The following is a 20,114-nucleotide window of genomic DNA, read 5'->3' as shown; positions in this document are numbered from 1 at the left end:
TTGAGAAAGCAGATGCCATAGATTTATCAGAACTTTTTCCTACATTTTTGTCAACGGACAAATTGTCACAGTTTGGTGAAGCATATCGACACGAAGGACGCCTATAAATTAAGGGTAGGATTTTGAATCTACAACCTTCAGGTTATTAGTTACACTATCTGGATTATCATGAGATTGAACAAGCGTACCATTGGCAGCCTTTTGGTGAAAGAAAAATACTATTTCGTCTGGGATGAAACTCTCCCCGGTTATGGTTTGCGGGTTCTGCCTTTCGGACGCAAGACATTCTTTATTCGGTGTCTTGCTGGCGGCGGGTGCATGCGTATCGAGTGAATTGGCGAGATTGCTGAAGGGAACACCTTCTTAGTTTCTTGTATTGATTGATATGGTTCCGATTGGATACGTTACGTATAGGGAAATCATTTCCCCGTAACAGGCTCAACCAGAATAGAACTCGCTTCCAATGGTCGGTTTGAATTTCAGCCTTAAACTGCACGGCCCTCAATGGAGCCATCGTCAGGAACAGGCCAAGCGCCAGATCGGAGATGAGCGAGAGGCTGAGAGTGATGTACTTTTCGAAGGTACACGCGATACCGCCGCGTCAGGAACGCCGCGATCGGTCCGCCAGTCATGTTGCTGACGCTCTACGCGCCGCTTTGATGAACACACAACCGCGCTTTGCCATTCAATCCGGCGGAAGACGTGTTCGCGGTAATCTCTGGGTCGCCAGCAAGCAGACTCCCACCGCGCTGTCGGATCACCGCATCTGTCAAATACCGCCAGACGAGCGGGAAAACCGATAGCCTAATCGTAAACTATTGAAGAAAAATATTTAGTAATTTGAAATGAGATGTATCGCGGTCGTCATCATCTTTCCCGCTGCGGTTTCGTGAACTGTGGCCATCACGTCAGCGCTCAATGGATAAAGCAATATCTCACATAACGCGAGAGCATTGATGCACCGCGTAAAACGCTTATGTGCTGAACGTGCTTCATCAAACTACTGTCTTACTTTACCAAACAATTCTATCAGTTCAGCGAACTTTTGCGCTGGCTCGCTGGACTGCTTTAGGGCGCTCGCAAAATGACGATGGAACATTTTTTACCAACTGGTGTTGGTAGTGGCAAGAGTCGTCATTCTGATTTTGGTGAGACTGTTGGGACAGCTGTTTGATGCTAATCCCAATTCTCAGTAATATACTTGGAGGAATTGAAGATGAGCTACGCTCGCTTTGCGGCAATGATCCTGACCTCAACGGTCATCATGTACGGCCTCATGTATCTTAACACCTACGAAATGGGTCATGTGTACTTCAGCGAAACACGGTTTTGGATGGCCCTTTACATGGGCGCAATGATGGCCGTCATCATGCTCGCTTTTATGTTGGGCATGTATAAGAAAACCAAAATCAATATCGCCATATTTGTCGGCGCGGTCGTGCTCTTCGCAGGCTCGCTCTATCTGCTGCGCAGTCAGGATACGATTGCCGACACCGCATATATGAAGGGTATGATTCCGCATCACTCAATTGCTATCCTTACGAGCGAGCGTGCGAATATCGAAGATGTGCGCGTGCGCGAATTAGCCGATGATATTATTCTCGCCCAGCGGCGCGAGATCGATGAAATGAAATGGTTAATTGATGATATCGACAAAAATGGCCGGGCAACGACTGACGCCGAAGCCGCCAACCGTCCGGTTCCTGATTTTGAAGCCAGCCTAAATTCGACGTCTCAATGATAAGGAGAGTTTCTGACTATGACAGATCATACAGCGCATGCACATCACGGCCATAGCTCCGGTCCGTGGATTACTTCACCGCAAACCACGTTACATGGTCTGACGGGCTGCATTATTGGCAAAGTTGCTGACTTAGTAGATGAGGTGTATGCAGGCAGGCAGCATCAGGCGCAGCCAGTTCTGGCTAGGCATTGCGGTCACTGCCCTTGTAGGCCTTCTCGTCGCTTGGCCTGTCAATCGGTGGCTGCTATACCGTAACCTGAAAAAATGTCATTGAGGGTAAACTCATGAAATCCAAATATGCTGAACTCTATCGCATGGTAATGCCAGATCATCTTTGTCCCTACGGACTCAAATCCAAACACTTGCTTGAAAGTGAAGGTTTTAAAGTCGAAGATCATCATTTGGAAACCCGCACTGAAACCGATGACTTCAAAGAAAAGCATGGCGTTGAAACGACACCGCAGACTTTTATCGGCGGTGAGCGAGTCGGAGGTTACGACGATCTGCGCGTATATCTTGGCAAGGACAAACCGAAAGAAGAGCGCAGCAATACAAGCTATCAGCCAGTACTAACATTGTTTGCGACGACATTGCTGATGGCAATAGGCGCGGCGTTTGTTGCGACGGGCGAATGGTTCAGCCTGCGGTTGATTGAATGGTTTATCGCTTTTTCGATGTGCGGCCTCGCTTATTTGAAGCTGCGCGATGTCGAGAACTTTTCGATTATGTTCCTGAATTACGACCTTTTGGCACGACGCTGGGTGCCTTATGCCTATGTTTATCCGTTCGGAGAGGCTTTTGCGGGGATCCTGATGATCCCCGGCGGTGCATTGGGATTGATTGCGGCGCCGGTTGCGCTATTCATCGGCACAGTTGGCGCTATCAGTGTTTTCAAAGCCGTTTACATCGATAAACGCGAACTCAAATGCGCCTGCGTCGGTGGCGACAGTAGCGTGCCACTTGGATTTATCTCGCTTACCGAGAACCTCTTCATGATTAGTATGGGAATCTGGATGCTCGTCAAGACTTCGATGTAAAGCATACATCAGGGCAATCAGAAAATCGGCCAACGGCCATAGATTGCTTAGCCAGGCACCTTTGTGCGCGGCTGACAATTCTGAAACCGGAATTTACTGGCCAAGCGCTTACTCGCGTGGCTGATTTGGGGAGTGAGTCGGACGTCTCCAACGCGGACTCAGGTTTTTTCGACTGCTTTTTCGAACACCCATTAATGATGTGTCGGTCATATCTTCGAGATGTGCAGCGCCCGATCCCCCGACCCCGTTATTTCAGGGCTCGCAGTGCAGGGTGGTTGATCGACAGTACGAAAGCAACAATGAACTACAATCTCTGACTTGAGAGATAAAACTAAAACCGTGTTTTCTTCATTACAATTGAATTTCATACATGTGATTGTTATATAAGTCGAAAGTGTATAGCCGAAAGGTGGATTTTGGCAAGAAAGCAACAAAAAATGAACTGGTGCAGAAAAAGCGTGAGCCTTTTCATGGCAATTGCCATTGCGCTTAATGTTTTTGCGATTATACCGACTGCCGAAAGTCATCAAGCGATTGAGAGCGCTACTCATTTCATGGTTTCAGCGGCAGATGATTTGTCCAAAAGCCACGAAACCGACCGGCATAATCATATTGAAAAATGCGGCATGACTTCTTGTGCCATCAGTTTACCTGCAAATTTTCAGGTAACACCGACAGCATTCGGAACAAAAACTTCGTTTGATGCCTTTGCTGTGCAAGTGGCATCCTTGGCCTCTGCACCACCCGAGCAACCCCCAAAAAATTAGTTCCTATCTACAGGCCATTTCCCAAGGCTATCCCTGATTGCTGCGATTGTGGATATGCGCCTTTTTCAAACTTCGAATATTTACATTTGAATCTGCCTCCCGGCCGGGCTGCATCTCGCTCAGCTAAAAGCGGAGGCCGGAATAGGAACTGATAATATGAAGATTAAGCGTACATTTTTGTCCGGCGTTGCCGGTGTCACCCTGACGGCGGTTTTAGCCGTCACTTCTGCAGTTGCTTTCGCGTCGGGCAGCCACGATGGCGGCCACGGCGGGAAATCGGAGATTGGTATCCCCGGCAACGCAGCGGACGTCAGTCGAACCATCGAGATCAAGATGGGAGATAATTTTTACGAGCCGGAAGAGATTTCCATCAAGAAAGGTGAAACGGTTCGCTTCAAGGTCATCAATACCGGAGAATTCGTTCATGAATTCAATATCGGGACAGCCGCCATGCATGCCGCACATCAGGAAGAAATGATGATGATGATGGAGCATGGCGTGTTGGAAGCCGACAAGATCAACCGGGATATGATGAAAATGGATATGGGAAATGGTAAGACCATGGAACATAACGATCCGAACAGTGTGTTGCTGGAGCCGAAGGAAACGGCGGAAGTTATCTGGAAATTTTCGGATGATGCCGAACTGGAATTCGCCTGCAATGTTCCCGGTCATTATGCCTCCGGCATGATGGGTGAAGTGCATTTTGAGTAGATGCGTTGCGCAGCCCTTTGCGGCTGCGCATTCCAATTTTTTACAAAATTAAGGAACAGCAGAATGAGAAAATTAATGATGCAGGCCCTGCGGATCAGCGTATTTGCGGCTGCGGGCGTTATTATTCTACCGGGGTTGAGCTTGGCCGGTACCTATGACCTGACAGTCGACAGGGTTACCATTGATACTGGGGACTTCCAAAAGGAAGGCATCGGTTACAACGGAAAATCTCCCGGCCCGGTCCTCCGGTTCAAGGAAGGGGAAGATGTCACGATCAATGTAACAAATAACCTTGATGAATCCACTTCTATCCACTGGCATGGAATTATCCTTCCCTTCCAGATGGATGGGGTACCGAAAATCAGTTATCCTGGAATAGCACCCGGCGAGACCTTTATCTATAATTTCAAGATCGAGCAATCCGGAACCTACTGGTTTCACAGCCACTCGGGCTTTCAGGAGCCGGACGGGGCCTATGGCGCGATTGTAATCGAACCGGAAAAACGGGACCCGTTTCGCTTCGATAAAGATTACGTCGTTCAGTTCACTGATACCCACCCTCATTCCGGTAAGCGGATTTTGCGAAACCTGAAAATGTCAGCGGACTATTACAATCGCCAGCAACAAACGATCGGTGATTTCTTTGCGGACGTCAGCAAGAATGGGCTCGCTGCAACCGTTAATGACAGGATGGCCTGGGGCGATATGCGGATGATGAAGACAGACATTGAGGATGTGCAGGGTTTTACACCGCTTATCAATGGCAAAGGACCTGATCAAAACTGGACCGGGTTGTTCGAGCCGAAAGAGCGTGTTCGCCTACGTTTCATTAATTCCTCTGCCATGACCTATTTTGATGTCCGCATACCGGGCTTGAAGATGACGGTGGTTGCGGCGGACGGGAACAATGTGCAGCCTGTTACGGTCGATGAACTTCGTTTGGGCGTTGCCGAGACGTATGACGTTATCGTCCGGCCAATGGACGATAAGGCCTACACGATTTTCGGCGCAAGCATGGGCAGAACGGCTTATGCAAGGGCTACTCTCGCTCCGCGCGACGGCATGGTTGCAGAAATCCCGGATATGGCAGAAAGCCCCCTTCTCACGATGGCCGATATGGGAATGGATCATGGCAACATGGCCGGTATGGATCACTCGAATATGAAGGGGATGGATGAATCATCAATGAAAAATATGGACCATTCCAACATGAAGGGAATGGATCATTCGAATATGAAGGGGATGGACCACTCGAACATGAAGGGCATGGAACAAGACAAGGATAGCTTCTATGCAAATGGCAGCGGGCTTGTCCCAACTGCGGCAAATGGCGGCAAGTTCCTTTCCTACGCGGATTTGAAGGCACAGAAACCACTCTATGAGGACCGGGAAGCCACGCGGGAAATCGAGCTGCGCCTGACCGGGAATATGGAGCGTTATATCTGGTCGATCAACGGTGTTAAATATGAGGATGCAGATCCGATTGTCCTTCAGTATGGAGAGCGTGTCCGGTTCAAGTTCGTCAATGAAACCATGATGACCCACCCCATGCATCTGCACGGTATGTGGAGTATTCTGGATGTCAATGCGGGCAAATGGGACCCGGCCAAGCACACAATCAGCGTTGCGCCCGGAACGACCGTCTATTCCGAAACAGAGGTTGATGCGGCCGGCCAATGGGCGTTCCATTGTCATTTGTCCTACCATATGGACGCCGGCATGTTCCGGAAGGTTGTTGTTGAAGGCGGCCCCAAATCCGCGAGTATCGGCCAAGATGAAAATGGAGAGCTGCAATGACTGAATTAAAGAAATCTCTCTTAACAGTATCCTTCATCTTATCTGTTTTGACACCTGCAATCGGCCATTCGGCAGAAACGTCGAACGTCTACTATGGTGTTCAAATGGAGGAGCTTGAATATCGTTTCGGTGCTGATGGGAACGATACTTTTGTCTATGACGGAGATGCCTTTATAGGTACGGATGAATTGAAACTTCGCTGGCAAGGGGATGGAGAACTGGATTTGGATGTCAACCGCTTCGAGTCTCTGTCCAACCAGCTTGTTCTGCAAACCCCGGTGTCTGACTTTTGGGACATTAAGGGCGGCGTTAGATATACCAGCCCGCAGGGGCCCGATCGTTGGTATGCGGTTGTAGGATTTAGCGGTCTCGCGCCGCAGTGGATCGAAGTCGATACGGATCTGTATTTAAGTGATGAAGGCAATGTTTCTGCATCGCTGGACCTGGAATATGAAACTTTGTTCACCAACTACCTGATCTTGACATCCTCTTTCAATATCGACGGTGCGTTTTCCAGTGATCGCGAGATTGGCGTCGGTTCCGGCATTAATGGTATCGAAGCAGGCCTTCGGCTCAGTTACGATGTTTGGGATCGTGTGCTTTCTCCCTATGTTGGTGTTGTCTATGAGCGAAAGTTTGGCCAGACCGCCAACTTTCTAACGAATGAGGGGGAAGAACCTGATGCCTGGAATTTCGTTATCGGCACCAAATTGATGTTCTAGACCCGCGGTCAAATACACAACAACAAGTTCATCTGGAGGGAATCTTTGGTTCTCTCCAGATACACATATCTTCATTCTGGAAACATCATGCATAAATTATATATTCGCTCAATTATTCTGGTCTTTATTTTGGCGCTCGGGTCAAACGCCCTTGCCGATGATACGAGCGCCAATTTTCAATCCGCCGAGATAGAAAATGCCGTGCTGACGCTTTCAGATGATGGGGCTTACGGTGATCTGCGGCTCCGTATTGTCAATAACTGTTCCGACAAACTGACGATACTGGGCGTCATGGGTGCGGGGAATGGACAGTCGTTCATCATGGCGAGGCTCGACGATATAAATTACGCAAACCTCGGATCAATTACACTACTGAGCGAAGAAAGTCTCGATCTGACAACCTCACATATGTTTATACGGCTTTCTGATTTCGAGGAACCCTTGAAGGTTAGTCAAAACATCGATTTGAGACTTATTCTCTCAAACGGAGAATTACCGTTTTCAGCTCATGTAAAACGCTAGCGTCAAGTGTGTAAAAATAAATCTGCGCGAAAAATACAAACTCGGAAGGCAGAACCATGGAAACCCAACATGATGACAAACGCACAGCGCAATATAAGGAAAACAGTCTGAGTCTCATTGGTGCCGTCTCTATGAGGGCCCTCGGGAATAGCCGATTACATGCAGTCGCCCTCCGTTAGCTCTATCGCTTCTCGCGCAGCTTCAAATGAGTGTCCTAGAAGGTTTTTACCGCGATTGCCTGTTCAACCCTTTGCGTCTATCCATCTGCTTCCAATCAACAAAAAACGTTATGAGAATTTCTGTCTAAGTCATTGTTATTGTTGGTTGAAAGGTTAGGGTTTGAACATGCGTCCTTCAGGTTGTGAGGCAATTAGTTGCTAATTTATAGGTCTAGTTAAAAGGTGGTCTAATCGGTGGTCTGTATTTTTTATTTTTTAAAAAATATAATAAAATCAATATATTAAATAAAAATATGGTGCCCGCACCCGGACTTGAACCGGGAAGCCCTTACGGGCGGCAGATTTTAAGTCTACTGTGTTTACCAATTTCACCATGCGGGCGGCGCAAAGCAACCTAAACAAAGCAGCGTTGTGAAACAAGGAGATAATGGCGCGCGGGGCGATTTTTTGCGCGGCATTAATGCCCGGCGTCAGGTGGTCTCGATCGCCGTCGCGCCGAGCGCCGTAATGGCCGTCATCAGCTCGTCAAATGCCCGGTTGAGCGCTGTCTCATCGGTCGAGCGGAGCACCAGGTTGGTCCCCACCTCCCCCTGCCGGAAATAGGGATAGGAGCCCATGGACACGTCGGGATAGCGGGACTGCAGCTCGCCCAGTGCATCGGCGACCTTTCCTTCGGGCAAACCGGCGCCGATGGTCCGGCTCTGCATTTTCGCACCGCCATGGAGTGTCGGGGCAATTTCCTCGAACATTGCCTGCATGATGGTCGGCACCCCGGCCATCACATAGACATTTTCAAGCCGGAAGCCCGGCGCCTTGCTGACCGGGTTGTCGATCAGGCTGGCACCGTCGGGAATGCGGGCCATCCGCTTGCGGGCGGTGTTGAACTCGATCCCGCTGGTCTCGTAATGGCGGGTGAGAATGGCCATTGCCTCGGGATGATAGTCAATGCCGACCCCGAAGGCCGCCGCCATGGAATCGGCGGTAATATCGTCATGTGTCGGACCGATGCCGCCGGTGGTGAAGATATAGTCGAATTTCGCCCGGAGCGCATTGACGGCGGCAACGATCTCCGCTTCGATATCCGGGACCACCCGCACTTCGCGGAGCTGCACGCCGATCTCGTTCAGCCGTCCCGCCATCCAGGCCATGTTCTTGTCCTGCGTCCGCCCGGACAGGATTTCATCGCCGATCAGAAGAATGGCGGCGGTCACGGTTTTTGATGGGCTACTTGTCGGCTCGGACATGGGGTGCACCTGTTAATTCTGGACTCGGGCTTGCCGTCATCATAGCAAACGGATTACAAAGGGCATCTGCTATTTTCAGTCCCCATCAATATTATTCGACGATCAGACATGAAATTTCCCTCCCCCCTCATCAGGGGACGCCTGATGAAACGCTATAAACGCTTCCTCGCCGATGTCGAGCTGGAAAGCGGCGAGTTCATTACTGCCCATGTCGCCAATCCCGGCTCGATGATGGGGCTGAAGGACGCCGGCATGACGGTGTGGCTCTCGCCCGCCAACAACCCAAAGCGGAAACTGCAATATAGCTGGGAACTGGTCGCGGCGGACGGAGCCCTTGTCGGGATCAATACCGCGCATCCCAACGGCATTGTCGCCGAGGCGATAGAGAATGGCAAGGTCGCGGCGCTTGCCGGTTATGACACCCTCACCCGGGAGGTGAAATACGGCGCAAACTCACGTATCGATATGCTGCTGAGTGGCGGCGGGAAGCCCGACTGTTATGTCGAGGTCAAGAATGTCACCCTGATGCGCGACGGCAGCGTAGCGGAATTTCCGGATTCCGTGACCGCGCGGGGCACCAAGCATTTGCAGGAACTTCAGAACATGGTCGCGGAGGGCAATCGCGCCGTGATGTTCTATCTGGTGCAGAGAACCGACTGCACGGCCTTTCGGCTGGCGGCGGATATCGACCCCGCCTACGCCGCCGCCTTCCGCCTCGCCGAGGACGCGGGCGTTGAAATTCTCTGCTATGACTGCCATATATCGACCAGCGAAATACGGCTGGGTTCACCCATTCCGATTAATCCCTAGCTTTTTTTTCGAAGGCAGATAGGGTATTATTCCAGAAAACTGAAGAGCGTTTTGATGAGATATGAGACAAGTATAGCCGCGCCGAACCGCAATACCGGCGTCATAAAACTTCATGGACCGGAAGGTTTTGAAGGCATGAGGGTGGCCGGGCGGCTGGCGGCGGAAACGCTGGATATGATCGCGGAACATGTGGTGCCGGGCGTCACGACCGACGAATTGAACACGCTCTGTGCGGATTTTATCGCCGAGCGTGGCGGTATTTCGGCGCCGCTCAACTATCGCGGCTTTCCCAAATCCATCTGTACTTCCATCAACCATGTGGTCTGCCACGGCATTCCGGGCCCGAAGAAGCTGAAGGACGGCGATATCGTCAATATCGACGTGACGCCGACCGTCAATGGCTGGCACGGGGACAGTAGCCGCATGTTTGTGGCGGGCAAGCCGAGCGTGAAGGCCGCGCGCCTGATCGACATCACCTATGAATCGCTGATGCGTGGGATCGAGGTGGTGAAACCCGGCGCAACGACCGGCGATATCGGCTATGCCATCCAGAACTTCGCCGAAGGCAAGCGCTGTTCCGTTGTCCGCGATTTCTGCGGCCATGGCCTCGGGCAGGTGTTCCATGACGTGCCGAACATTGTCCATTACGGCACGCCCGGCGAAGGGGTGGAACTGAAGGCGGGCATGATCTTCACGATCGAGCCGATGATCAATCTCGGCACCTGGCAGGTAAAGGTGCTGGAGGATGGCTGGACCGCGGTAACCAAGGACCGCTCCCTCTCCGCCCAGTTCGAGCATTCCCTTGGCGTGACCGACACGGGATATGAGATATTTACCCTGTCCCCCAGGGGGCTGGACAAACCGCCGTATGACGTCTGAGGCAAAAAAACCGACGAAGAAGCCTGTGCTGCATGAACTGGAGGCACCGGATTTCGGTTTTGAAGACAGCCCACCCAAAACGACTGCGAAAAACGATCACCGCCTCGGCCACCGTGAAAGAATGCGCGAGCGGGTCCTGAACGCCGGTGCGCGCAGCCTTGCGGATTACCAGATACTCGAGATGCTTCTCTTTGCCGCCTCCCCGCGCGGCGATACGAAACCGCTCGCGAAGAACCTGCTTGCCACCTTTGGAAGCCTGGCCAGGGTTCTGAAGGCGGAGCCGGAAGCGCTCCGCAAGGTGCCGAAGGTTGGAGAGGCGGCGATCGCCACGATAAAGGTGGCGGAAACCCTCGGCGAAAAACTGCTCCGCTCGGAGGTTGAGAAGAAGAATGTGCTCGGCTCCTGGCAGGCTCTCCTCGAATATTGCCAGGGCACGATGAGTGATCGGGGGATCGAGCATTTCCGTATCCTGTTCCTGAACAACAAGAATCACCTGATCTCTGATGAGGTGCAGCAGACCGGTACCGTCAACCACACGGCCGTCTATCCGCGCGAAGTGGTGAAGCGCGCGCTGGAGCTTGGGGCGACGGCAATTATCCTCGTGCATAACCATCCCTCAGGTGATGTGACGCCATCCAAGGCCGATATCGATATGACCCATGAAATCATGTCCGCAGCCAGTGCGCTTGGCATCAAGATTCATGATCATCTTATCGTCGGCAATGGGGACAGCGCCAGTTTCCGGTCTCTGGGACTGATGTAAAGTCCCGGCGCCTGTCGGAAGTGGTTGAGCTTTTCCGTTATCTCTGCTAGTCACCCCTTCTTCCGATAACTGTTTCAGAAAGTAAGACCCGCCATGATTCCCCGCTATGCCCGAGAAGAAATGACCGCCATCTGGGAGCCGGAAAGCAAGTTCCGCATCTGGTTCGAGATCGAGGCCCATGCCTGCGATGCACAAGCCAAGCTGGGCGTCATTCCGGAAGCGGCGGCCAAGGCGGTCTGGGAACGCGGGCAGTTCGATATCGACCGGATTGATGAGATCGAGCGGGAAACCAAGCATGACGTGATCGCCTTCCTGACCAACCTTGCCGAATATGTCGGCGATGAGGCCCGCTTCGTGCATCAGGGCATGACGTCATCGGATGTGCTGGATACCTGCCTCTCCGTTCAACTCACCAAGGCATGCGATATCCTGATCGCCGATATGGATAAGCTGCTGGAGGTTCTCAAAGCCAAGGCCTATGCCCATAAGGACGATGTCTGCGTCGGTCGCTCCCACGGTATCCATGCGGAACCGGTGACCTTCGGCCTCAAGATGGCGCAGGCTTATGCGGAGTTTGACCGGGGCCGCGAACGGCTCCTGAATGCGCGCAAGGATATCGCGACATGTGCGATTTCGGGCGCTGTCGGCACCTTCGCCAATATCGATCCCTTCGTTGAGGAGCATGTGGCGAAATCTCTCGGCCTCACGCCGGAGCCTGCCTCCACCCAAGTGATCCCCCGCGACCGCCATGCCATGTTTTTCGCGACCCTTGGCGTAATCGCGAGTTCCATTGAGCGCCTCGCCGTTGAAATCCGGCATTTGCAGCGCACGGAAGTCCTGGAAGCGGAGGAATATTTCTCCCCGGGTCAGAAAGGCTCCTCCGCCATGCCTCACAAGCGCAATCCGGTGCTGACCGAGAATCTGACCGGCCTTGCAAGGCTTGTCCGCATGGCGACGATCCCGGCGATGGAGAATGTCGCCCTCTGGCATGAGCGGGACATCTCCCATTCCTCCGTCGAGCGCGGCATCGGCCCGGATGCGACCATCACCCTTGATTTTGCGCTCGTCCGCCTGACTGGCGTGATCGAAAAGCTGGTGGTTTATCCGGAAAACATGATCAACAACATGAACAAGCTGGGCGGCCTGATCCATTCGCAGCGTGTCCTGCTGGCGCTCACCCAGGCCGGGGTCAGCCGTGAAGATTCCTACCGCCTTGTGCAGCGGAATGCGATGCGCGTCTGGCGGGAAGGCGCCGATTTCCTGGAGCTCCTGAAAGCCGATGAGGATGTGACAAAAGCCTTGTCAGACAAGGAGATCGAGAGTGTCTTTGATCTTGAATATCATACAAAGCATGTCGATACGATCTTCAAGCGGGTCTTTGGCGAAGGTTAAAAGCGGCTGGTTCCGGGTCAGGCGGATATCGCCTGAACCCTGTCGGCAGAGCGTTGCCTCTGCCGTGCGGTCACGCCCGGAAAGAAATGATGGCGCTCTCTCCGGGCGGTTGGGTCAGTTTCCTGCGGCGATCTGTTCGCGCGCGGAGGCCAGCAGTTCTTCCATCTGGCGGCGGATACGGTGATCGGACATTTCGACATTCGCGGCATCGAGATCGCCGCGCACTTTGCGGAAGACGTCTTCATCGCCCTTCTCTTCCATGTCCGAAATGATGACTTCCTTCGCATAGGCCTCTGCGTCAGCGCCGGTCTTGCCGAGGAGTTCCGCGACCCAGATGCCTAGCAGTTTATTCCGGCGCACCATGACCTTGAATTCCATTTCCTGATCATGTGCGAATTTGCCTTCCTGACCTCTTTTCCGATCGTCGAATCCTGCCATTTTCGTTTCCCGTCCCTAAACCTTGTTTCAAAACACTAAATTACACTATGGTATGGCGTTATACCCAAGATGGTGTGCGTCGCCTAGCCCTGCAAGTGAATTTCTATGGAATTTACAACTTTTCCCTGTCAGGAATTGTTGTGTTTACGGGAATTCTGGATTATGTTCCGCTTGCTTTTGGCGGCGACGCTTTGGCGACGGAACCAGGTGGCTCTCAGCGAATTCCTGAAGGGGGCGGCCTTAACGATTTTTTCCATGGCGCATGACCGCCTTTTCAATAAGTTGGAGTTTATCCATGACCCGACGTAGACGTGTCTACGAAGGCAAGGCAAAAGTTCTCTTTGAAGGCCCGGAACCGGGCACGCTGGTGCAGTATTTCAAGGATGACGCCACCGCATTCAATGGCGAGAAGAAAGCAACGGTGACGGGCAAGGGTGTCCTGAACAACCGTATTTCCGAGCATCTGATGACAAAGCTGGCCGAAATCGGGATCCAGAACCATTTTATCCGCCGCCTGAACATGCGTGAACAGCTGATCAAGGAGGTTGAGATTATTCCGGTCGAGGTGATCATCCGCAATATTGCCGCGGGATCGATCTGCAAGCGCCTCGGGATTGCTGAGGGCACGCCTCTGCCCCGGCCGATTATCGAATATTGCTTCAAGTCCGACGAACTGAACGATCCGCTCGTCTCCGAAGAGCATATCACCGCCTTTGGCTGGGCCAACCCGCTGGAGCTGGACGACATCATGAGTCAGTCACTGCGGGTGAACGACTTCCTGCTTGGTCTGTTCGCCGGGATTGGCATCCGGCTGGTGGATTTCAAGCTGGAGTTCGGCCGCTTCTATGAGGGGGATGAGATGCAGATCATCCTCGCCGATGAAATCAGCCCCGATAACTGCCGCCTGTGGGATGCCGTGACGAACAAGAAGCTGGACAAGGACCGCTTCCGCCGTGACCTCGGCGGTGTCGAGGATGCCTATCAGGAAGTCGCGCGGCGATTGGGAATTATTCCCGAGGGTGGCCCCGGTGACCTGCAAGGGACAACTGCAATCCAGTAAAGGCGCGATAAAAGCGCCTTTTTTAATCAGATGAGGGTTAAATGAAAGCACGTGTCTATGTTTCCTTGAAGAACGGTGTTCTGGATCCGCAGGGAAAGGCGATTTCCCATTCCCTGCAGGGTCTCGGGTTTGACAAGGTTCTCGATGTCCGCCAGGGCAAGACGATCGATCTCGACCTCGCCGATATGGATCGCGAGAGCGCCGAGGCGGAAGTCGAGAAGATGTGCCAGCAGCTTCTCGCCAATACGGTGATTGAAAATTATTCCATCGAATTGCTTGATTGACCGAACAGGGAGTTTTCGACGATGAAGGCCGCCGTTATCGTATTTCCCGGATCAAACTGTGACCGCGACCTGAAAGTCGCCCTCGCCCAGTCCATGGGGCGGGAGCCGGAGATGGTCTGGCATGGAAACAGCGAATTGCCCGATACCGACCTGATCGCCATTCCAGGCGGATTTTCCTATGGGGACTATCTCCGCTCGGGCGCCATGGCTGCCAATTCCCCGATCATGCGCGAGGTTGTGAAGCGGGCCGAGCGCGGAACCCCCGTTCTTGCCATCTGCAACGGATTTCAGGTCGCTACGGAGACCGGCATGCTGCCCGGCGCGCTCTTGCGCAATGCGGGGCAGAAATTCGTCTGCCGCGACGTCGACCTGCAAGTTGCCGCCCAAAACGAGCGTTTCGTCGGCGGGTTCGAGCAGGGCGAGGTTGTCCGCTTCCCCGTCGCCCATCACGACGGCAATTTCTACGCGGATGAGGACAAGCTGAACGAACTGGAATCTGAAGGCCAGATCGCCTTTCGCTATGTCACGCCCGAGGGGGAGCCGACGGCGGAGGCCAATCCCAACGGCTCGCTCAACAATATCGCCGGGATCTATAACAAGGCGGGCAATGTTCTCGGCCTGATGCCGCATCCGGAGCGGCTGATCTCCAAGGAGCTGGGCGGCACCGACGGCAAACGATTTTTTGATCACCTCGTAAATTCCATCGGTTAAAAGAAGACATGACTGAAATTACCAAAGAAATAGTGGCGGAACACGGCCTGACCGAGGGCGAGTATGACGAGGTCCTGAAAATTCTGGGCCGCACGCCGAACCTGACGGAACTGGGCATTTTCTCGGTGATGTGGAGCGAGCATTGCTCTTATAAATCCTCCAAGAAATGGCTGAAGACCCTGCCGACCGAGGCGCCCTGGGTGATCTGTGGGCCCGGCGAGAATGCGGGCGTCATCGATATCGGCGACGGCCAGGCTGCCATCTTCAAGATGGAAAGCCATAACCATCCGTCCTTTATCGAGCCCTATCAGGGCGCGGCGACCGGCGTTGGCGGCATCATGCGCGATGTCTTCACCATGGGCGCGCGTCCCATCGCCAACATGAATGCGCTGCGTTTCGGCCGTCCCGATCATCCCAAGACCGGACATCTGGTTTCCGGCGTTGTCGCCGGGATTGCCGGGTATGGCAACTGCATGGGCGTGCCGACGGTAGGCGGCGAAACCAATTTCCATAGCTCCTACGACGGAAATATCCTCGTCAATGCGATGACGGTTGGTCTCGCCGAGACGGATAACATCTTTTATTCCGCCGCGGCCGGTGTCGGCAACCCAGTGGTCTATGTCGGATCGAAAACCGGGCGGGACGGCATTCATGGCGCGACCATGGCCTCCGCCGAATTCGATGACGATAGCGAGGAAAAACGCCCGACCGTTCAGGTCGGTGATCCGTTCACGGAAAAACTCCTGCTCGAAGCCTGCCTCGAGTTGATGGCGACCGATGCGATTGTTGCCATTCAGGACATGGGCGCGGCCGGCCTCACCTCTTCTTCGTTTGAAATGGCGGACAAGGGCGGCGTCGGGATCGAGCTGAACCTCGATCATGTGCCGATGCGCGAGGAAGGCATGACGCCGTATGAAATCATGCTCTCGGAAAGTCAGGAACGCATGCTGATGGTCCTGAAACCGGGCCGCGAAGAGGAAGCGCGCCGGATATTCGAGAAATGGGAGCTGGATTTCTCCGTCATTGGCAAGGTGACCGATACGGGCCGGATGATTCTCACCATGAATGGTGAGGTGGCTGCCGATCTGCCCGTGGCCCCGCTTGCCGATGCGGCGCCGGAATATGACCGGCCGTGGACGAAAACGGAACCCCCGGCCGTGATCCGGGGCGAGGATGTTGCCGCGCCGAACGATCTTGGCGAGGTACTCCTGACGCTCATGGGCTCCTCCGAGATCGCCAGCCGCCGCTGGATCTGGGAACAGTATGACCATATGGTCATGGGCGACACGATCCAGCGTCCGGGCGGCGATGCTGCCGTCGTCCGCGTCCATGGGACGCAGAAGGCCCTCGCGATTACAACGGATTGCACGCCGCGCTATTGCTACGCCGATCCCGAGACGGGCGGTGCGCAGGCCGTCGCCGAAGCCTGGCGCAATATCACCGCGACGGGCGGTCAGCCGCTCGCCATCACCGATTGCATGAATTTTGGCAACCCGCAGCGCCCTGAGATCATGGGGCAGTTCGTCGGCTGCATTGACGGCATGCGCGCGGCCTGCACGGCCCTCGATTTTCCGGTGATTTCCGGCAATGTCTCCCTCTATAACGAAACCAACGGCACCGGCATCTATCCGACCCCGGCCATCGGCGGCGTCGGGCTGCTCACGGACTATGCGAAGATGACCACCCTCGCCTTCAAGGAGGCGGAGGATGTGGTGGTTCTCATTGGCGATCTGACCGGGGAGATGGGACAATCGCTGTATCTCGCCGAGATCGAGGGACGCGAGGAAGGTGCCCCGCCCGCCGTTGACCTTGAAAAAGAGCGTAAACATGGCGATTATGTCCGGGAAATGATCGAAAAAGGACTTGTGACCGCTGCCCATGACATTTCCGATGGCGGCCTTGGCGTTGCCCTTGCCGAAATGGCGATTGCGGGCAATATCGGCGCCGAGATAACGCTCGAGACGCCGCTGCCGCTCCATGCGGCGCTGTTTGCGGAGGACCAGGCCTGTTATGTACTGACCGTGAAGCCCGATGATGTCGAGATGCTGCGCGGCTTTGCGCTTGCCGAAGATATTCCCCTACACATTATTGGAACGATCGGTCATACTGATTTGAAAATTGACGGTGCGCTTACCATATCCGTGAGTAGGCTAAAGGAAGTTCATGCGAAGTGGCTGCCCGCCCTTATGTCCCGTCCGGGCAGCGAATAGGAGTTTTTTCCATGGCAATGGATGCGAGTGAAATTGAACGGCTGATAAAGGAAGGCATTCCCGATGCAAAGGTGGAAATCACCGATCTGCGCGGGGATGGCGATCATTATGCGGCCATGGTCGTTTCAGCGAGCTTTGCCGGCCTGCCCCGGGTCCGTCAGCACCAGATGGTTTATGAGGCGCTTCAGGGCAATATGGGCGAGGCGCTGCATGCGCTTGCCCTGCAAACCTCCGTGCCCGAGAGCCAGTAAACAGACTTATAGTTAGGAAGGATCGAAACATGCTTGATCAAGTGACGAAAGACCGAATCTCCCAGGAAGTTTCCGGCAATGATGTCGTGCTTTTCATGAAAGGCTCGGCTGTCTTCCCGCAATGCGGCTTCTCCGCGACGGCGGTGCAGATTCTCTCTCACCTCGATATCAAGTTCAAGGGCGTCGACGTCCTGAGCGATCCCGCCATTCGCGAGGGTATCAAGGAATACAGCCAGTGGCCGACAATTCCGCAGCTCTACGTGAAGGGCGAGTTTGTTGGCGGCTGCGATATCATGCGTGAAATGTTCGAAACCGGTGAACTCCAGGATATTTTCGAAGCAAAACAGGTCGCCCGCGCCTCTGCGTAAATGCCGTTGCCGGTAAGATCAGCGGCGGGCCTGCGGTAACATGATGGAACGGGTGATCCTGAAAACGATCGGCCTGCTGCCTGAATCCTTTTTTAGCCTCTGCTACGGCTTTAAACCGGTGGTCATCGACGGCCAGCGGCTCGACAGCAAGGCCCGTCTTCTCTGCGATATTGACCGCAAGAATGCGACGCCCGTCCGGGATACGCCCCTGGAGACAACCCGCGCCAATCTCGAGCGGCTCTCCAGCGCGCTGTCCGGGCCAAGGCCGAAGTTGAGCCGTATCGAAGACATTGACATCCCGACGGAAAACGGCCACCTGCCCGCGCGATTATACAAGCCGACGACCGATCCCTCTCTTCCCGTTCTGGTTTTCTATCATGGCGGCGGTTATATCCGCGGCTCCCTCGACAGTCATGACGGCCTCTGTGCGCGGCTTGCGAAATATGGCGGCTTTGCCGTTCTGTCCGTAGGCTACAGGCTTGCCCCCGAAGCGCGCTTTCCGGCGGCGGTTGAGGATGCGATCACCGCCTTCAACTGGGCGGTCCGTCATGGCGCGGAATACGGTCTTGATCCGCAAAGAGTAGCCGTCGGGGGCGATAGTTCGGGCGGATGCCTTGCGGCGGCGGTGGCTCAGCAGATGAGCGCTACGGGCGAGACCGCCCCGGTCTTTCAGATGCTGCTCTATCCGACGCTCGATGCCCATCTCTCCGCCGCCAGCTATAAGCTGTTCGAGGATGGCTTTTTCCTGACCTATGACCGTATCCGCGATTATCGGGATATGTATCTGAATACCGCGGCGGAGCGGGATGATGTCCGTGCCTCCCCCATTCTGAATACCGATCTTGCCGGGCTTCCCCCGGCGCTGATCGTCACGGCGGGTTTCGATCCGTTGCGCGATGAGGCGGAAAGCTATGGCAAGGCGCTGCAGGCCGCCGGGGTCAATGTCGGGATCGTCCGTTTTCCCTCCATGGTGCATGGCTTTATGTCGATGACGGCGATCCTGCCGCAGGCGACGCGGGCTGTCCGCCAGGCGGCGGAAGCCCTCGGTCATGTATTCCGCGGTGAGGACGCTTAAGCGGCGTCTTCCTCACCACCGATTTTCTGGGCCAGCGCCGCGGCGAGATAATCGTCGAGGTCGCCATCCAGCACCCCTTGCGCGTTCCCCTTCTCCACCCCCGTGCGGAGGTCCTTGACCATCTGGTAGGGATGCAGCACATAGGAGCGGATCTGGTGTCCCCAGCCGATATCGGTCTGGCCGTCGCGGGTTTCCTGGGCTTCCGCCTCGCGCTTTTGCATCTCCAGTTCATAGAGCCGTGATTTCAGCATCTTCATGGCTGCCGCCTTGTTCTTGTGCTGAGAGCGGTCATTCTGGCACTGGACAACAACATTCGTTGGAATGTGAGTGATACGAACGGCTGATTCCGTCCGGTTCACATGCTGCCCGCCCGCACCGGATGCCCGGTAAACATCGATGCGCAGGTCCTTGTCGTCAATCTCGATATCGATGTCGTCATCGATCACCGGATACACCCCGACGGAGCTGAAGCTGGTATGACGGCGCGCGTTGGAATCGAAGGGCGATATCCGCACGAGGCGATGAACGCCGCTCTCGGTCTTCAGCCAGCCATAGGCATTCTCGCCGGAAACCTCGATGGTGACGGATTTGAGGCCCGCTTCTTCACCGGCGCTTTCCTCGAGCACCTTGACCTTGTGGCCATGCTGGTCGGCCCAGCGCATATACATCCGGAGCAGCATCTGCGTCCAGTCCTGGGATTCGGTGCCGCCCGCGCCGGAATGGATTTCCACATAGCAGTCGTTGGCATCCACCTCGCCGGACAACATGCTCTCCAGCCGCCGCCGGTTGACATCAGCCAGCAGCGTTTTCAGCCCGTTTTCCGCTTCGGTGACGGTTTCCTCGTCCTCTTCCTCTTCGGCAAGGGCGATCAGCTCGACATTGTCCTCAAGCTCCTGCTCGATCCGCTTGTAGCCGTTCAGCGCATTCTCAAGCGTTGTGCGCTCGCGCATCAGGTTTTGGGCCTTGCTCGCGTCGTTCCAGAGATCGGGGTCCTCAACGAGGGAGTTCAGTTCCTCAAGACGGCGGGTTGCGTTTTCCCAGTCAAAGATACCTCCTCAGCAAGGCCATGCCCTGCTTGATCTCATCGACTAATGACTGGTGTTCTGCACGCATTCTTCACTCCAACGGTAACGGAAAATTTCAGGCG

Annotated in this window: 23 protein-coding genes and 1 tRNA gene; 20 read left to right on the top strand and 4 right to left on the bottom strand. The window is 54.4% G+C overall.

Features of this window, described 5'->3' with window-relative positions; all coding sequences use genetic code 11:
• The first annotated feature begins 566 nt into the window (after positions 1 to 566).
• The 8 genes from AAC599_RS17695 to AAC599_RS17660 all read left to right on the top strand — a co-directional run bounded on the left by AAC599_RS17695 (position 567) and on the right by AAC599_RS17660 (position 7,303).
• Positions 567 to 803, top strand: coding sequence for a hypothetical protein (locus AAC599_RS17695; RefSeq protein ID WP_340151734.1), 237 nt, complete (start codon positions 567 to 569; stop codon positions 801 to 803).
• Positions 804 to 1,216: 413 nt separating this feature from the next.
• A complete protein-coding gene (locus AAC599_RS17690; protein WP_340151733.1) occupies positions 1,217 to 1,741 on the top strand; it encodes a DUF305 domain-containing protein in 525 nt (174 codons plus the stop codon).
• Positions 1,742 to 2,028: 287 nt separating this feature from the next.
• Complete coding sequence (locus tag AAC599_RS17685) at positions 2,029 to 2,781, top strand: glutaredoxin (protein ID WP_340151732.1); 753 nt, start codon at positions 2,029 to 2,031, stop codon at positions 2,779 to 2,781.
• A gap of 470 nt (positions 2,782 to 3,251) precedes the next feature.
• Positions 3,252 to 3,548 (top strand): hypothetical protein, encoded by a 297-nt coding sequence (locus AAC599_RS17680; protein WP_340151731.1) that lies wholly within the window; start codon positions 3,252 to 3,254, stop codon positions 3,546 to 3,548.
• A 156-nt stretch (positions 3,549 to 3,704) separates the two neighbouring features.
• Complete coding sequence (locus AAC599_RS17675; RefSeq protein WP_340151730.1) at positions 3,705 to 4,262, top strand: cupredoxin domain-containing protein; 558 nt, start codon at positions 3,705 to 3,707, stop codon at positions 4,260 to 4,262.
• A 63-nt stretch (positions 4,263 to 4,325) separates the two neighbouring features.
• On the top strand, positions 4,326 to 6,059 hold the full coding sequence (locus tag AAC599_RS17670) for a copper resistance system multicopper oxidase (RefSeq protein WP_340151729.1): 1,734 nt from the start codon (positions 4,326 to 4,328) through the stop codon (positions 6,057 to 6,059).
• The gene (locus tag AAC599_RS17665) at positions 6,056 to 6,781 is read left to right on the top strand and encodes a copper resistance protein B (RefSeq protein WP_340151728.1); all 726 of its coding nucleotides are present in this window, start codon (positions 6,056 to 6,058) and stop codon (positions 6,779 to 6,781) included. The genes AAC599_RS17670 and AAC599_RS17665 overlap by 4 nt, the downstream gene beginning before the upstream one ends.
• 87 nt (positions 6,782 to 6,868) lie before the next feature.
• Positions 6,869 to 7,303, top strand: coding sequence for a hypothetical protein (locus tag AAC599_RS17660; RefSeq protein WP_340151727.1), 435 nt, complete (start codon positions 6,869 to 6,871; stop codon positions 7,301 to 7,303).
• A 473-nt stretch (positions 7,304 to 7,776) separates the two neighbouring features.
• On the opposite strand, the gene AAC599_RS17655 is transcribed toward AAC599_RS17660, so the two are convergent.
• Positions 7,777 to 7,863: transfer RNA gene (locus tag AAC599_RS17655), tRNA-Leu, on the bottom strand.
• An 89-nt stretch (positions 7,864 to 7,952) separates the two neighbouring features.
• Positions 7,953 to 8,726: a competence/damage-inducible protein A gene (locus AAC599_RS17650; RefSeq protein WP_340151726.1), complete on the bottom strand. Its 774-nt coding sequence runs from the start codon at positions 8,724 to 8,726 to the stop codon at positions 7,953 to 7,955.
• 108 nt (positions 8,727 to 8,834) lie between these two features.
• On the opposite strand from AAC599_RS17650, the gene sfsA reads away from it, so the two are divergent.
• The 4 genes from sfsA to purB all read left to right on the top strand — a co-directional run bounded on the left by sfsA (position 8,835) and on the right by purB (position 12,570).
• Positions 8,835 to 9,536: a DNA/RNA nuclease SfsA gene (gene sfsA, locus AAC599_RS17645; protein WP_340151725.1), complete on the top strand. Its 702-nt coding sequence runs from the start codon at positions 8,835 to 8,837 to the stop codon at positions 9,534 to 9,536.
• Positions 9,537 to 9,590: 54 nt separating this feature from the next.
• Positions 9,591 to 10,415, top strand: coding sequence for a type I methionyl aminopeptidase (map, locus tag AAC599_RS17640; protein ID WP_340151724.1), 825 nt, complete (start codon positions 9,591 to 9,593; stop codon positions 10,413 to 10,415).
• Positions 10,405 to 11,178: a DNA repair protein RadC gene (gene radC, locus AAC599_RS17635; protein WP_340151723.1), complete on the top strand. Its 774-nt coding sequence runs from the start codon at positions 10,405 to 10,407 to the stop codon at positions 11,176 to 11,178. The genes map and radC overlap by 11 nt, the downstream gene beginning before the upstream one ends.
• A 93-nt stretch (positions 11,179 to 11,271) precedes the next feature.
• A complete protein-coding gene (purB, locus tag AAC599_RS17630; RefSeq protein WP_340151722.1) occupies positions 11,272 to 12,570 on the top strand; it encodes an adenylosuccinate lyase in 1,299 nt (432 codons plus the stop codon).
• Between the two features lie 114 nt (positions 12,571 to 12,684).
• On the opposite strand, the gene AAC599_RS17625 is transcribed toward purB, so the two are convergent.
• Positions 12,685 to 13,008, bottom strand: coding sequence for a DUF1476 domain-containing protein (locus AAC599_RS17625; protein ID WP_340151721.1), 324 nt, complete (start codon positions 13,006 to 13,008; stop codon positions 12,685 to 12,687).
• 162 nt (positions 13,009 to 13,170) lie between these two features.
• Here AAC599_RS17625 and AAC599_RS17620 point away from each other — a divergent pair, with 162 nt between their 5' ends.
• The 8 genes from AAC599_RS17620 to AAC599_RS17585 are packed head-to-tail and all read left to right on the top strand — an operon-like array spanning position 13,171 to position 18,967.
• Positions 13,171 to 13,317 carry a hypothetical protein gene (locus AAC599_RS17620; protein WP_340151720.1) on the top strand — a complete coding sequence of 49 codons (147 nt, stop codon included), beginning with the start codon at positions 13,171 to 13,173 and terminating at the stop codon, positions 13,315 to 13,317.
• Positions 13,304 to 14,068 (top strand): phosphoribosylaminoimidazolesuccinocarboxamide synthase, encoded by a 765-nt coding sequence (purC, locus tag AAC599_RS17615; protein WP_340151719.1) that lies wholly within the window; start codon positions 13,304 to 13,306, stop codon positions 14,066 to 14,068. Before AAC599_RS17620 ends, purC begins: the two co-directional genes overlap by 14 nt.
• Before the next feature lie 41 nt (positions 14,069 to 14,109).
• Positions 14,110 to 14,352: a phosphoribosylformylglycinamidine synthase subunit PurS gene (gene purS / locus AAC599_RS17610; RefSeq protein WP_293959710.1), complete on the top strand. Its 243-nt coding sequence runs from the start codon at positions 14,110 to 14,112 to the stop codon at positions 14,350 to 14,352.
• Positions 14,353 to 14,373: 21 nt separating this feature from the next.
• A complete protein-coding gene (purQ, locus tag AAC599_RS17605) occupies positions 14,374 to 15,063 on the top strand; it encodes a phosphoribosylformylglycinamidine synthase subunit PurQ (RefSeq protein ID WP_340151718.1) in 690 nt (229 codons plus the stop codon).
• Positions 15,064 to 15,071: 8 nt separating this feature from the next.
• The gene (gene purL, locus AAC599_RS17600; RefSeq protein ID WP_340151717.1) at positions 15,072 to 17,273 is read left to right on the top strand and encodes a phosphoribosylformylglycinamidine synthase subunit PurL; all 2,202 of its coding nucleotides are present in this window, start codon (positions 15,072 to 15,074) and stop codon (positions 17,271 to 17,273) included.
• An 11-nt stretch (positions 17,274 to 17,284) separates the two neighbouring features.
• On the top strand, positions 17,285 to 17,524 hold the full coding sequence (locus AAC599_RS17595) for a BolA family transcriptional regulator (protein ID WP_293959716.1): 240 nt from the start codon (positions 17,285 to 17,287) through the stop codon (positions 17,522 to 17,524).
• 29 nt (positions 17,525 to 17,553) lie between these two features.
• Complete coding sequence (grxD, locus tag AAC599_RS17590; RefSeq protein WP_293959718.1) at positions 17,554 to 17,892, top strand: Grx4 family monothiol glutaredoxin; 339 nt, start codon at positions 17,554 to 17,556, stop codon at positions 17,890 to 17,892.
• Positions 17,893 to 17,932: 40 nt separating this feature from the next.
• Positions 17,933 to 18,967: an alpha/beta hydrolase gene (locus AAC599_RS17585; protein ID WP_340151716.1), complete on the top strand. Its 1,035-nt coding sequence runs from the start codon at positions 17,933 to 17,935 to the stop codon at positions 18,965 to 18,967.
• Here the strand turns inward: AAC599_RS17585 and prfB are convergent.
• Positions 18,964 to 20,080 (bottom strand): peptide chain release factor 2 gene (gene prfB, locus AAC599_RS17580; protein WP_340151715.1). Its coding sequence is split into 2 segments (ribosomal slippage): positions 18,964 to 20,010 and positions 20,012 to 20,080, totalling 1,116 coding nucleotides; the frame shifts between segments, so codons are not numbered across the junction. The genes AAC599_RS17585 and prfB overlap by 4 nt on opposite strands.
• Positions 20,081 to 20,114 lie beyond the last annotated feature (34 nt).

This window comes from uncultured Sneathiella sp. (assembly GCF_963976355.1).
GTDB lineage: Bacteria > Pseudomonadota > Alphaproteobacteria > Sneathiellales > Sneathiellaceae > Sneathiella.
The sequence above is the reverse complement of the archived record's forward strand: the minus strand, read 5'-3'. Positions and strand labels throughout refer to the sequence as shown.